Origin of the sequence: Trinickia sp. (genome assembly GCF_051953405.1) — a bacterium.
Lineage (GTDB): Bacteria > Pseudomonadota > Gammaproteobacteria > Burkholderiales > Burkholderiaceae > Trinickia.
Window position 1 is genome coordinate 1 of the sequence record NZ_JBQCIV010000033.1, and the last position, 13244, is coordinate 13244.

At 61.7% G+C, this 13244-nt stretch carries 13 protein-coding genes and 1 pseudogene; 5 read left to right on the forward strand and 9 right to left on the reverse strand.

The genetic code is table 11. The features are described from left to right. Window positions 1–264 (reverse strand): IS607 family transposase (locus ACTHN9_RS05550; RefSeq protein WP_440535751.1); only part of this gene is annotated, 264 nt, incomplete at its 3' end. 95 nt (window positions 265–359) lie between these two features. Beyond that, complete coding sequence (locus ACTHN9_RS05555; protein WP_440535752.1) at window positions 360–746, reverse strand: tautomerase family protein; 387 nt, start codon at window positions 744–746, stop codon at window positions 360–362. A 97-nt stretch (window positions 747–843) separates the two neighbouring features. On the opposite strand from ACTHN9_RS05555, the gene ACTHN9_RS05560 reads away from it, so the two are divergent. Further along, window positions 844–1719, forward strand: a complete 876-nt coding sequence (locus ACTHN9_RS05560; RefSeq protein WP_440535753.1) for a LysR family transcriptional regulator — start codon at window positions 844–846, stop codon at window positions 1717–1719. A 65-nt stretch (window positions 1720–1784) separates the two neighbouring features. Here ACTHN9_RS05560 and ACTHN9_RS05565 read toward each other — a convergent pair whose 3' ends face one another. Continuing rightward, window positions 1785–2231 (reverse strand): N-acetyltransferase family protein, encoded by a 447-nt coding sequence (locus tag ACTHN9_RS05565; protein ID WP_440535754.1) that lies wholly within the window; start codon window positions 2229–2231, stop codon window positions 1785–1787. A gap of 212 nt (window positions 2232–2443) precedes the next feature. Here ACTHN9_RS05565 and ACTHN9_RS05570 point away from each other — a divergent pair. From ACTHN9_RS05570 to ACTHN9_RS05585, 4 genes and pseudogenes are all read left to right on the forward strand, one after another. Then, window positions 2444–3592: pseudogene (locus ACTHN9_RS05570) on the forward strand (cysteine desulfurase family protein); the annotation flags it as partial. A 138-nt stretch (window positions 3593–3730) separates the two neighbouring features. Next, window positions 3731–4633 carry an MBL fold metallo-hydrolase gene (locus ACTHN9_RS05575; protein WP_440535755.1) on the forward strand — a complete coding sequence of 301 codons (903 nt, stop codon included), beginning with the start codon at window positions 3731–3733 and terminating at the stop codon, window positions 4631–4633. After that, entirely contained in the window at window positions 4630–4980 is a 351-nt protein-coding gene (locus ACTHN9_RS05580; protein ID WP_440535756.1) for a TIGR01244 family sulfur transferase, read from the forward strand. The genes ACTHN9_RS05575 and ACTHN9_RS05580 overlap by 4 nt, the downstream gene beginning before the upstream one ends. A gap of 4 nt (window positions 4981–4984) precedes the next feature. Then, window positions 4985–5788: a sulfite exporter TauE/SafE family protein gene (locus ACTHN9_RS05585; protein WP_440535757.1), complete on the forward strand. Its 804-nt coding sequence runs from the start codon at window positions 4985–4987 to the stop codon at window positions 5786–5788. A gap of 88 nt (window positions 5789–5876) precedes the next feature. On the opposite strand, the gene ACTHN9_RS05590 is transcribed toward ACTHN9_RS05585, so the two are convergent. The 6 genes from ACTHN9_RS05590 to ACTHN9_RS05615 all read right to left on the reverse strand — a co-directional run bounded on the left by ACTHN9_RS05590 (window position 5877) and on the right by ACTHN9_RS05615 (window position 13074). After that, window positions 5877–6929, reverse strand: a complete 1053-nt coding sequence (locus ACTHN9_RS05590; RefSeq protein WP_440535758.1) for a peptide ABC transporter ATP-binding protein — start codon at window positions 6927–6929, stop codon at window positions 5877–5879. Next, complete coding sequence (locus ACTHN9_RS05595) at window positions 6926–7960, reverse strand: ABC transporter ATP-binding protein (RefSeq protein WP_440535790.1); 1035 nt, start codon at window positions 7958–7960, stop codon at window positions 6926–6928. Before ACTHN9_RS05595 ends, ACTHN9_RS05590 begins: the two co-directional genes overlap by 4 nt. Before the next feature lie 8 nt (window positions 7961–7968). Then, a complete protein-coding gene (locus ACTHN9_RS05600) occupies window positions 7969–8883 on the reverse strand; it encodes an ABC transporter permease subunit (protein WP_440535759.1) in 915 nt (304 codons plus the stop codon). Between the two features lie 7 nt (window positions 8884–8890). Continuing rightward, window positions 8891–9901, reverse strand: coding sequence for an ABC transporter permease subunit (locus ACTHN9_RS05605; RefSeq protein ID WP_440535760.1), 1011 nt, complete (start codon window positions 9899–9901; stop codon window positions 8891–8893). A gap of 136 nt (window positions 9902–10037) precedes the next feature. After that, complete coding sequence (locus ACTHN9_RS05610) at window positions 10038–11213, reverse strand: porin (RefSeq protein ID WP_440535791.1); 1176 nt, start codon at window positions 11211–11213, stop codon at window positions 10038–10040. Between the two features lie 256 nt (window positions 11214–11469). Further along, window positions 11470–13074, reverse strand: coding sequence for an ABC transporter substrate-binding protein (locus ACTHN9_RS05615; RefSeq protein WP_440535761.1), 1605 nt, complete (start codon window positions 13072–13074; stop codon window positions 11470–11472). Window positions 13075–13244: the final 170 nt, after the last annotated feature.

Below are 13244 nucleotides of genomic sequence, written 5' to 3' on the forward strand. Positions count from 1 at the left end.
GCAGTAGAGTTCGAGCACCTGCTTCTGCCGCTCCAGATCGTCCTTCTGGTCGTGGCTGGAGACGCGGGCATAGGCCACGGTGCGGCGCTGCGCGTCTGCTTCGGCGCGGAACAGTTCAGGCTTGAGCTTGGCAAGATCGTACCGGCGGTGGCCGCCCGCCGTGTGTTCGGCGACCAGCCGACCCGATGCCTCCCAGCGGCGCAGGGTCGTGATAGACACACCCAACACCGAAGCAGCTTCACCTATGCTAATCAATCTTTCCATATTGGAGAGATTAGCATAGTTATGCACAGATTTGGCACAAACTGTTGAAACCCCCTTTCGTCGCTAAAGCGGGGGCGCTTCAGGTCTCCCGCCGCTCACTTGGCAACGTACTGCGCCTCGCCGTTGCCGAACGACCAGTTCTCGGGCAACACCTCCACCAAATTGATGAAGACATCCTCCTTCCTGACGCCCGGGTTCTCCGCCAACAGCTCGACGATACGGCGGTAGAGGGCCTGCTTCTTTTCAAGCGGCCTGGTGTTGCTGACTGTCAGTTGGATCATCACGAAACCGTCGCTACGCTCGATGCCGAGGTAGCCGCGGTTGTAGATCAAGTCCTCGGGGGCATGCTCGGTGAGGACCATGAACTGGTCGTCCTTCGGTACGTTGAACGTCTCGACGAGCGCACGCAGCACGCCGTCGGTCAGCGCGGTTTTGTATTCGACCGAACGGCCGGCGGGGAGCGAAATACGAGCGAGCGGCATAGCGGTTCTCCGTGTTGTTCATGGGGCGTAGTCAGAATACGGCGCGCGATACATAATGAACAGAAATGAATCATGATTTCTCCCATTTACGTTTGAAATGAAAGTGCTCGATCTCGATACGGTGCGCGCCTTCGTTCACGTTGCAGATCTACGCAGCTTCACGCGTGCGGCCGACCTGCTCGGGACCACGCAGTCCGCCGTCAGCTTGAAGGTGAAGCGGCTCGAAGCGCATCTTGGCAAACCGCTCTTCGAACGCACCCCGCGCACGGTCCGTTTGTCCTCCGCCGGGGGCGCGTTCCTGGAGGCCGCGCGCGAACTGCTCCAAGTGCACGACCGTGCGTTGGGTTCGCTCGGCACCGAGCGCCGGCGGCTCAAGGTCGGGCTCAGCGAACACGTCGCCGGGCCCGATCTCGCCCCGCTCGTCGCGAGCCTGCATCGACACGATCCGCGCCTGCTGATCGAGATGCACTTGGGCTCCTCGGCCGCGCTCATCGCTCAGTACGACGAAAGAAGGCTCGACGCCGCCATCGTGCGGCACGAGCCCGACGAGGTCGCGGCGCGCACCGCGCATACGGGCGGCATGCCGGATGGCGAAGCGCTGTTCGTCGAACCGCTCGTCTGGCTCGCCGCGGCCGATTGGACGCCGCCAGTCGACGCGCCGTTGCCGCTGGCCGTGCTCTCGGGGCCGTGTGGCGTACGCGCCGCCGCGGTTCGGGTGCTCGAGCGCGCATCCATCGCCTGGGAGGAAACGTTCGTCGGCGGCGGCATGGCGGCGCTCGGGGCGGCCCTGTCCGCCGGGCTCGCCGTGTCGGCGCTCGCTCGGCGCGTGGCGCCGCCTGGCGTGGTCGATGTCGGCGAGAAGTTCGGCTTGCCGCGGTTGCCGCAATCGCATGTCGTGATGTATTCGCGCGTGCGCGATCCGCGCTCGGCGGATGCGCTGCGGACACTGGCAAAATCGCTCGCCCGGGGGTAGCTGCGCCATGCTTCGCCGATCGCTCCGCACACGGTCTACGGAGCGCGGCGGCTGGCGGCGGAAGCTCAGCCGAGGTCGACGCGGTACTGCACGAACTCGCTGCGCGGCGTATAGCTGTCGTAAAGACCACGCGCCCGATAGTTGTTTTCTTTCGTCGTCCAGTACACGCGCGACCAACGCTGCGCGCGCGCCTCGGCGAGCAACCAGTCGATCAATTGGCGTCCGACGCCGCCCGCCCGCACGAGCGGATCGACGAACAGGTCCTGCAGGTAGCAGACGGGCGTCAGCAGCGATGTGCTCTCGTGAACGATGTAGTTCGCGATGCCGATCACCTCGCCGTCCCGCTCGGCGACGATGGCATGGACCGGCGAATGCTCATCCATAATCCGCGCCCAAGCGTGGCGCGTGACCGGCTCCGAAGGCTCGCGTTCGTAAAAGCGCGTGTAGCCGTCCCACAGCTCACGCCACCGCGCTTCGTCGCGCGCCTCGATTCTGCGTATCGTCGTTGTCATCGGTGGTAATCCCCGTCGATAGAATGGTAGCCAGGCATCTAGGCGCCACGGCAGCACGCCAAAAAATTTCATGAACATCCGAGTTATAGGAGAAATTTTATCCACGAATCAGTCGTTTTGACATAGATTTAAAACGCAAATACTAGTATCCGCCGCGTAGCATCTAGCCCATTCGAATCTCTTTTCGATCCCCTTCTCGCTCCGGCAGACGAATGAACAATTTCAAGTATTTCGACTATGCAGCGACGACTCCGGCGGATGCGCGGGTTATCGAGGCAATGTGTAGTTGCCTCGGCTATTCCGGCGCATTCGGCAATCCGGCATCGAGTTCCCACGCCGCCGGCCTGCAGGCACGCGACCTCGTCGAACGTGCGAGAGAGCAGGTCGCGAACCTCATCAACGCGCGACCCGACGAGATCATCTGGACCTCGGGCGCCACGGAATCGAACAACCTCGCGCTCAAGGGGTTCGGCGATCTCTCGCCTGAGGCGCATCTGATCACGAGCAGACTCGAGCACAAGGCCGTTCTCGATACCGCCAACAGCCTCGAGCGGCGCGGTATGCAAGTGTCCTATCTCTCGCCGAATTCCGATGGCTGTATCACGCCCGACGCTGTCGCTGCCGCGATGCGCGGCGACACGGGTCTGGTCTCTGTCATGCTCGTCAACAACGAGCTGGGGACGCTGACTGACGTCGCAGCGATCTCGCGCCTGGTTCATGCCGCGGGTGCGCTTCTTCATGTCGACGCCGCTCAAGCGCTCGGAAAAACGCCGATCGACGTGCGTGAAATGGGCGTCGACCTGATGTCGATGTCCGCCCACAAGGTCTATGGCCCGAAGGGCATAGGCGCTCTATACGTGAGTCCTTTGGCAGCCGGTCGGGTCGCCTGTCAGATGCACGGAGGCGGCCATGAGCGGGGTTTGCGCTCGGGCACGCTGGCCACGCACCAGATCGTCGGCATGGGGCTCGCATGTGACATCGCGCGCGTAGAAATGGGCGCAGAAAGCGAGCGTATCGCCGCGCTGAGCGAACGGCTGCTCCACGCCCTGCTTGCGCGGGGCACCGTCACGCATAACGCTGCCGGCGCCCCGCGCATTCCACACACAATCAGCCTGACGATCGATTTGCCTAGTTTCTTCCCGTTTATGCTGACCGATCACCTCGCCGTTTCGTCGACATCTGCATGCAACTCGGCAGCCGGTACGCCATCGCATGTACTGACTGCAGTGGGTCTGACCGAAGAGCGCGCCGAACGGACCGTGCGTCTCAGCCTGGGCCGCTTCACGTCCAACGAGGACGTCGATTTCGCAATCGACTGCTTCAGCCGAGTACTGGAGGAGTGCGGTGCAGTCGCGATGACGCCCGAAGCCGAGCATGCATGATCCGCTACTGCCGTTTCCGGCGACCGGTGCGGGCGATACAGCGTCGTCGCCCCTTGAATGAGGAATTGGAAGTGACCGGGCCGGAAGCCGGATCACAGGTCATCTCAACAGAAGTGAATGATGAAACCTTCGTATTCAGTGGAAGCATTCGTCGACGAAGTCTCGAACACGGTTAGCTACCTTCTCCTTGATGAGGCTTCAAGAGCGTGCGCATTGATCGACACGGTTCTGGATTTTGACGCGAAGACCGGACGTACGGCTACGACGTCGGCCGACCGAATCGCATCGAGAGTGCGGGACCTCGACGCAACCGTGGAATGGTTGCTCGAAACACATGTCCATGCCGACCATCTGTCCGCCGCGCCCTATTTGAAAAGCGTCGTGGGCGGAAAGATTGCGATCGGTGCTCGGGTGACCGAAGTTCAGAAACTTTTCAGGGGAGTCTTCAACGCAGAACCGGGTTTTTGTACGGACGGCACGCAATTCGATCAGCTGCTCGCAGACGGTCAGAAGATCGCGGTCGGGATGCTCGAAGTGGAGATAATGTTCACCCCGGGCCATACACCCGCATGCGTCACCTATGTCGTAAGCAGGGAGTCAAACGGATGCGCGTTCGTTGGAGACACGCTTTTCATGCCCGACTACGGGACAGCCCGTTGTGACTTTCCCGGCGGAAATGCGCGGGCGCTTTATCGGTCGGTAAAGAAGGTGCTGTCGCTTCCACCAAAAACAAGGTTGTTCATTTGCCATGACTACTGCCCGGGCGGACGGCCGTTGCAATACGAATGCTCAGTCGCGCAAGAGCGTGAAGAGAATATTCATTTGGCCGTCGGCGTCGCCGAGGACGACTTCGTTCGCATGCGTCAGGCAAGAGATGCCACGTTGCCTATGCCCGCGCTGATGCTCCCTTCGGTGCAGATAAACATGCGTGCAGGACATATGCCCGAACCCGAGGACAACGGTGTGTCCTATATCAAGATTCCGATCAACATGTCCCTGCAACACGGAACCTCAGAATGAATGTAAAGTATTTGAGCGACACTTTCGCGGTTACGGCTCAACTCGCCCCGGCGGATCTGCGAGAGGTCAAGGCGCAGGGTTTCAATTCGGTCATCTGCAACCGTCCCGATTTCGAGACGCCGGATCAGCCGACTTTCCGGGAAATCGAAGAGGTAGCCCGCGAGGCAGGGTTGGTCGTGCATTACCTTCCAGTTCAAAGCGGCCGGCCTTCGCCTGACGACGTCGATCAATTCCGCAAGCTGCTCGAAAGCGTGCCCAAGCCTGCGCTCGCCTACTGCCGGACGGGCACGCGGTCCGCGATGATCTACACGATGTCGAAGCAAGCAGCAGACCAGGCTGGCAAGTGAACGCATGGTCCTCTCGCTATTGCTCGGCGCTGCTATTGGCGCAATCCTCGGGTTGACAGGCGCAGGCGGCGGCATTCTGGCGGTACCGGCACTGGTCGCGGGCATGGGCTGGCCGATGCAGCTTGCGGCACCCGTCGCCCTGATCGCCATTTCCGGCAGTGCCGCGATTGGTGCGATCGACGCTTTCCGCAAGCGTCTCACGCGTTACCGGGCAGCCTTGGCCATGGCTATTGCCGGGATCCCCATGACGGCGGTGGGCGAACACATCGCAAAGCATCTCTCGCAGCGCAGTCTGACGCTCGGATTCTGTTGCGTGATGTTGTTCGTGGCCGCTCGTCTGTTGCGCGAGGCGTATGCTCCACGCCGCACAGCGGACCGCGGCTCGTCCTCCTTTATCGCTCGCGTCGATGCGCATACCGGTCGATTCATCTGGTCGCTAACAACCTGGATTTGTCTGCTCGGAACCGGTGCGGTGACCGGCCTGGTGACTGGTCTGCTCGGAGTCGGCGGCGGCTTTATCATCGTTCCGCTGCTACGCAAGTTGACCAATCTCGCGATGCACGGCATTGTGGCCACTTCGTTGATGGTTATTGCGCTCGTCGGTGGCGGCGGAGTTGCGCTCATGTTGCTGCGAGGCACCGTGCTGCCCACCCAGTTCGTTCTGTGGTTTGCGGTCAGCACGGCCGCGGGAATGGTTACGGGCAGAACGGTCTCGCATCACCTCGACGCGAAGCAGGTGCAGGTGCTGTTCGCGATTGTTCTGCTTTGCGTGTCGCTTGCAATGCTGGTGAAGACTATTCACTTGTAGTGTGCCGGCCGACATCGCACCCGCTGCGCAGGAAAGCAAGCCGGTCTTAAACGCGCTACGCCTCCCGCGCTGCTGCGGGAGGGTCTCTTCAGGTATCCATCTCCTCTATCTCCGCGGCGCGGTGGCACGCTACCTGCCGTCCTTCCGCTTCGCGCAACTGCGGTACCTCTTCGCGGCACCGGTCGATCGCATACGGGCAACGCTGATGAAACGTGCATCCCGACGGCGGATTGAGCGGCGACGGCAGCTCGCCTTGCAGCTTGATCTGAATGCGCCGGTCCGACTCGAAGATCGCCGGCGTCGCCGACATCAGAGCGCGCGTGTACGGATGCCACGGCCTCGCGAAGATCGTTTTCTTGTCGCCGAACTCGGCGACACTACCGAAGTACATCACCATCACGTCGTCGGCGACGTGCTCCACCACGGACAAGTTGTGCGAGATGAACACGTAGCTCGTCTTGAACTGATCCTGCAGGTCCATGAATAGGTTCAGGATCTGCGCTTGGATCGACACGTCGAGCGCGGAGACCGGTTCGTCCGCAACGACGATCTGCGGATCGAGGATCATCGCGCGCGCAATTGCCACGCGCTGGCGCTGGCCACCCGAAAACATGTGCGGATAGCGCTTCGCGTGCTCGGGCCGCAGGCCGACCGTGCGCATCATCTGCGCGATGCGCTCGGCGCGTTCAGCCGTCCCCAGGCTCGTGTTGATCACAAGCGGCTCGTTGAGTGTCTGCTCGACGGTCTTACGCGGATTGAGCGACGCGAACGGGTTCTGAAACACCATCTGAACACTGCGGCGCAGCCTGCCGATCTTGGTCTTGTCGGCGCTCCCGACATCGATGCCGTCGACGACCAGACGACCTGACGTGAGCGGATCGATTAGCGTAAGCTGGCGGGCCAGGGTCGACTTGCCGCAACCCGACTCGCCCACCACCGCAAGCGTCTTACCGCGCGCGAGCGAAAACGAGACGCCGTTGAGCGCCTTGACGGTTCCCTGCCCGAACATCCCGCGCCGGACTGGGTAGTGCTTCGCCAACTGGTCGGCGACGAGTACGAGATCGTTGCCATGCTGAGCGCGAGGCGCCTGATGCGTCCGGGGCGCTTGCGGTGCTCGAATCGTTTGAGGGACTGCGTTCATGATGCGACTCCAAGCGAGGAGGGGGGCGAAGCGTGCAAATGATGCGTCCGGCTCGACGAATTTGCATCGAGGTTGAGCGGCTTGATGCAACGTGCACGCATCCGTTCGTCGGACGCGTCAAGCATGGCAAGCGGCGGCCGCGCCTTCATGCAATCGTCCGCCGCGTACTTGCAGCGCGGCGCGAACATGCAGCCCTCCGGACGGTCGTCGCGGCCCGGCACCATGCCCAGCAATGCGGCGAGTCGCAACGCGCCGACATTGTGCTCGGGAATCGCCGCGAGCAACGCCTCCGTATAGGGATGATGCGGCCGCGCGAAGATGTCGGGTACGCGATTCGTCTCGATGACTTCGCCCGCATACATCACCGCCACGCGCTGCGCCACCTGCGAGACGACGGCCAAGTCGTGCGAGATCAGCACAAGCGCCATGCCGCGCTCCTTCTGCAGCTTGACGAGCAGATCCATGATCTGGGCCTGGATCGTCACGTCCAGCGCCGTGGTCGGCTCGTCCGCGATCAGCAGCTTCGGATTGCAGGCCACGGCCATCGCGATCATCACGCGCTGATTCATGCCGCCCGAGAGCTGATGCGGAAACGCCGTAATGCGGCTCTTGGCGTCGGGGATGCCCACCTGATCGAGCAGCTCGAGCGCGCGCCGATCGAGCGCCGCGCCGCGCAAGCCTTCGTGCAGCTTCAGCACTTCCTTGATCTGATAACCGACGGTATAGCTCGGGTTCAGGCTAGTGAGTGCATCCTGGAACACCATCGCAATGTCCTTGCCGATAATCTTCCGGCGCGCTTTCGCCGAAGCGTTGAGCAGATCTTTGCCATCAAACGTGACTTCATCGGCGGTAACAATGCCGGGCGCGTCGATGAGGCCCATCAGCGCCATTGTCGTCACACTCTTACCCGAGCCCGACTCGCCGACGATGCCGATCGTCTCGCCCGGCGCGATGTCGATATCGACGCCGTCGACGGCCGGCAGGCCGCTGAAATTCACCCGCAGGTTGCGGACGGTCAGAAGATTGTTGATCGTCGTCATCACACCATCCGTTTTAGTTTGGGGTCGAGCGCGTCGCGCAACCCGTCGCCGAGCAGGTTGATCGCGAGCACCGAGATCAGAATGGAGAGGCCTGGCATCGTCACGATCCACCACGCGTTGTCGATGTAATCGCGCGCCGAAGCAAGCATCGCGCCCCACTCGGCCGTCGGCGGCTGCACGCCGAGGCCGAGAAAGCCGAGCGCAGCCGCGTCGAGAATCGCCGACGAAAAACCGAGCGTTGCTTGCACGATCAGCGGCGCCGTGCAGTTGGGCAACACCTGCGAGAACATAAGCCGCAGCGTGCCGGCACCTGCCACGCGAGAAGCGGTTACGTACTCCTTGTGCAGTTCGCCCTGCGCCGACGCGCGTGTCAGACGTACATAACCAGGCAATGCGACGATCGCGATTGCGAACATCGTGTTCGTGAGCCCGGGACCGATGATCGCCACCACCGCCACCGCGAGCAGCAGCGACGGCAGGGCGAGCAGCACGTCCATCGCGCGCATGATCGGCGTGTCGGCCCACCGGAAAAACGCCGCGCACAGACCTAGCACGATACCCGGGATCAGGGCGAGCACGACGGAAACAAAACCGATCCAGAACGACATCCGCGCACCGAACATTAGGCGGGACAAGATGTCGCGACCGGCTTCGTCGGTGCCGAGCAGAAACTTCCAGTTGCCGCCGTCGAGCCATGCCGGCGGGATCTTGATGTAGTCCCGATGTTGCTCAATCGGGCTGTGCGGCGCGATCAGCGGCGCAAAGAACGCGACGAAAATCAACGCGAGCACGATCGCGCCCGCCATGACGGCGCCGCGATTGCGCGAGAAGTTGGCCCAGAATTCTCGCAGGGCAAGCGTGCGGCCGCTGGAGGGCGTGACCGCTTGGGGGACTGAGATATGGATATCTGCCATAACTTGTTTACCTCGTATGGCGAATGCGCGGGTTGAGCACACCGTACAGCAAATCGACGACGAGATTCACGACGATCACAAGCGTCGCGATCATCAGAATCCCGCCTTGCACGACCGGATAGTCGCGTCGGCTGATCGCGTCGATCAGCCACTTGCCGACACCCGGCCAGGAGAACAGCGTCTCGGTCAACACGGCGCCGGCAAGCAACGTACCGACCTGCAGCCCGATCACGGTCACGACCGGAATCAGAGCGTTACGCAGCGCATGCACGACGACCACGCGCACCGGCGAGAGGCCCTTCGCACGTGCCGTCCGGATGTAGTCCTCGCGCAGCACTTCAAGCATCGACGAGCGCGTCATCCGCGCGACCACCGCCAAAGGAATCGTGCCGAGCACGATCGCCGGCAGGATCAAGTGGCTCACCGCCGACTTGAACGAGCCTTCGTCGGGCGCGAGCAGGGCGTCGATCAGCATGAAGCCAGTTACGTGCGAAATGTCGAACTCGGCCGCGATGCGGCCCGACACCGGCGTCCAGCCCAGACCGGCCGAGAAGAACATGATGAGGATCAAGCCCCACCAGAAGATCGGCATCGAGTAGCCGGTGAGCGCAGTGCCCATCACACCGTGATCGACCACCGTGCCGCGCTTGAGCGCCGCGAACACGCCGGCCGGCAAGCCGACGACGAGCGCGAAAATCATCGCGCAGAACGACAGCTCGACGGTCGCCGGGAAGCGCGCGAGGAATTCACCCGTGACGCTCGTATTGGTGATGAGCGACATGCCGAGGTTGCCGTGCAGCGCGCGGCCGATGTAGTGGAGATACTGCAGCGGCAGCGGCTCGTCGAGACCGAGCTGGTGCAGCGCGGCGGCGTGCACAGCCGGATCGACGCCGCGCTCGCCCATCATCAATTCGATGGGGTCACCCGGTATCAAGTGGATGAGTGCGAATGCGAGGATGGTAATGCCGATGAATGTCGGTATCACCATGCCGATGCGTCGAAAAAGGAATTGGACCATGGTACGCCTGGAGACACAAATTGAAGCAGCGTGGGGCTCGGGACACGATCCTGCACATCCGCGCCTGCTTCAATGCAACCGTTCACGCCGCCGGCCGTACCGCCCCTAGCGCGGGCAGTTCGACCGGCGGACCCGCTTAGAACTTGTGGCGCATGCCGATCACTACGACTTCCTGCGAGTTCGTTCCGGAGTTGACGCCGAACGAGCCGATCGACGCGTCCGCGCTTACCATCGCTCCCTTCGAGTTCAGTGTGGTGCCGCTAGCCTTCTGGTAGCCGCCCATGGCATAGAAATCGGTACGCTTCGAGATCGAATACGTTGCGCCAAGGTTGAGCTGGTTGTAGTGCGCGCTCACCGGGCCGGTGAGTGACGTGTAGTTGTAGCCTAGGCCCACCAGCAATGCAGGCGAGAAACGGTAGTTCGCGTAAGCGGAACCGTTGTTGAACTTCGCCGTCCTATGGAACGCCGATAGCGAATCGCTACCATATTGCGTGTTCGAATACGCGGCGCCGAGCGTCGCTGCACCGATGTTGTACTGTGCGCCGACGCGGGCAATCTGGATCGAGTCTGCACTACCAAAACCCTGGTTGATGACGGTATTGAATAGCGTGTCGGAGCTGCTGCTCCAGGTGCGCACGCTCGGTGTCGCCGATGTCGTCGTGTTACCGCCGTTCGCGTAGAAGAACGCCGCAGCAACCGCGAACGGCCCCTGTGCGTACGAAGCGCCGAAGCTGTACGTACGGCCGTTGCCGGCCTCGCCCGCTACGCCGCCGAGGCCATACATACCTTCGAACTGAAATCCGGCGAACGTCGGACTCACGTACTTGATCGAGTTACTGACGCGCAGGCTATTGTCGTAGTTGTCGAGATCGCCCGGGCTCGCGAAGATACCGCCGAAGTAGCCGTCTTCGGTATATGGTTGGACGAGGTCGACGACGACATCGTACTGCCGGCCCAACATCAGCGTGCCCCACGTCTGGTCCGCGAGGCCAACCATTGCCTTGCGGCCGAATTCACGCTGCCCTTGACCGAGCGCGCCTGTGCCGACATTGAAGCCGTTTTCGAGTTGGAAGATAGCCGACAATCCGCTGCCGATATTTTCGGTGCCCTTCATGCCCCAGCGGCTGCCGGACAGGTTGTTGCTGCTGAACTTCACGAGGCTCGACTGGTTTGCGCCTGACGAGTCCTGTGCATTGTGGACATACGCGATGCCCGAATCGACGATGCCGTAAAGGGTGACCGAGTTCTGCGCATAAGCGTTGGCGCAGCAAAGAAGAGCAGGAGAGACTGCCAGGGCGATAAGGCGCTTCATCATGTTTCCAGGTATTTTTATCGGACGCACCTTTGCGGGGCACGTCATAGCTTGTACGAAGTAGTATTGGTTGTTGATTGCGAATGATTTGTGTTAGATGTGACGACTCTCCTTCGAAATGGTCCCGACTACCGCGCCCGAGTCCGACTTGTCACGAGCCCGCGCGCAACGCCGCGGCGCCGGACAAGCGGACATCGTGCAGATCACATCCGGGCGGCGGCAATGCACTACCCGGACAGCCAACGTCAAGGCGCGATCATTGAAGCGAGACATCCGCGAAGTTTTGCCGGCCGAACGGACTCACGCGGTAGCCGGACACGTTCGCCCGCGTCAGCGCGGCAGCGGTTGGATAGCCCAACGGAATCCACAGCGCCTTGTCGTGGATGATCTTTTGCGCAGCACCGTACGCGTCGATACGAGCGGAAAGATCAGTCGTGCTGCGGCCTTGCACGATCAACTGATCGAGCTTCGCGTCACAGTAGCGGGCGAAGTTGATACCCGACTTCACCGCATTGCAACTGAACAGCGGAGACATGTAGTTGTCGGGGTCGCCGTTATCGCCAGCCCAGCCCATGAAGAGCATGTCGTGCTGCCCAAGCTTTGCTTCCTTGATGAGTTCGCCCCATTCGATCACTTTCACGTCGGCCTTCACGCCGATCTTCGCAAGGTCGGCTTGCAGCATTTCCGCGCCCGCCTTCGGGTTCGGATTGAGCACGCTGCCGTTCGGGCGCACCCAGATGGTCGTCGAGAAGCCATTGGGCAGCCCGGCCTCGGTAAGCAGCTTCTTCGCCTGGGCCGGATCGTACGGGTATGCCTTAATCGCCGAGTCGTAGCCCCAGGTGTTGGGCGGGAACGGATTCACGGCCGGCGTCGCCGTATCGTTGAAGACGACCTTCAGGTACGCCGCTCGGTCAAAGGCGAGGTTCACCGCTTGACGCACCTTTTCGTTGTCGAAAGGCTTCTTCTGCGTGTTGAGCGCGACGAATGCCGTCATGAACGCGGGCGTCTCCACGACCTTCAGCGCCGGGTTCCGCTTCGCATCGGCGACGTCCTGCGGCTTCGGCGATAGTGCAATGTCGCACTCGCCCGCCTTCACCTTCTGTGCGCGCACCGTGGAATCAGGCGTGATCACGAACACAAGCTTGTCCGACTTCGGCTTCGGCCCCCAGTAGCTCGGGTTCGCGTCATAACGGATCACGGCGTCCTTCGCATAGCTCTTCAGTTGGTACGGGCCGGTTCCGATCGGCTTGGCGTTGAGGTCGCCCATCCGACCTGCACGCATCAGCTGGTCGGCGTATTCGGACGAGTAAATCGACGCGAAGCCCATCGTCAGCATCGAAAGAAACGTGGCGTTCGGCTCGTTGAGCGTGAACTTGACCGTGTGCTCGTCGACCTTCGCGACCGACTTGACCAACTTCGTGAGCCCCATCGACTGCGCATGTGGAAAGCCGCTCGAGCCGGCCACCTTGTGCCATGGGTTGCCGTCATCGAGCATGCGGCTAAACGTGAATACCACGTCGTCGGCCGAGAACGGGCGCGTCGGCTTGAAGTAGCCGGTGGTCTGGAACTGCACGTTCGGACGAAGGCGGAACGTGTAGATCAGGCCGTCGCCGCTCACTTCCCAGCTCTGAGCCAGCGCGCTCTCGACCTTCTTCGCCGGGTCGTACGAGACGAGTGTATTGAAGATCACGTCCGCTGACGCATTGGTCGTTACGAGCGAATTGAACTGCACGACATCGAAGCCGTCCGGGCTAGCTTCGGTGCAAACGGTTAGCGGCTTCGCAATGGCGAGGGCCGGGGCGATGCATAAGGCGACAGCGCATGTAGCTGCCAGCGAGTTGACACGCTTGAATGAGGACATGGCGGGTAAAAGGTCTCGTCGTCGATTGCTTTGAATACGTCTTTGGCGTCGCCGCGAGTTGGCGTAGCGACTCCCCAAACGCGCCCTGATAGTATTCGGCAACGGGAAAAAGAAACTACTAAAAATCCGCCCAAGCCTGCAGAGAAATGGAAAATTTTTCTACTTACGAT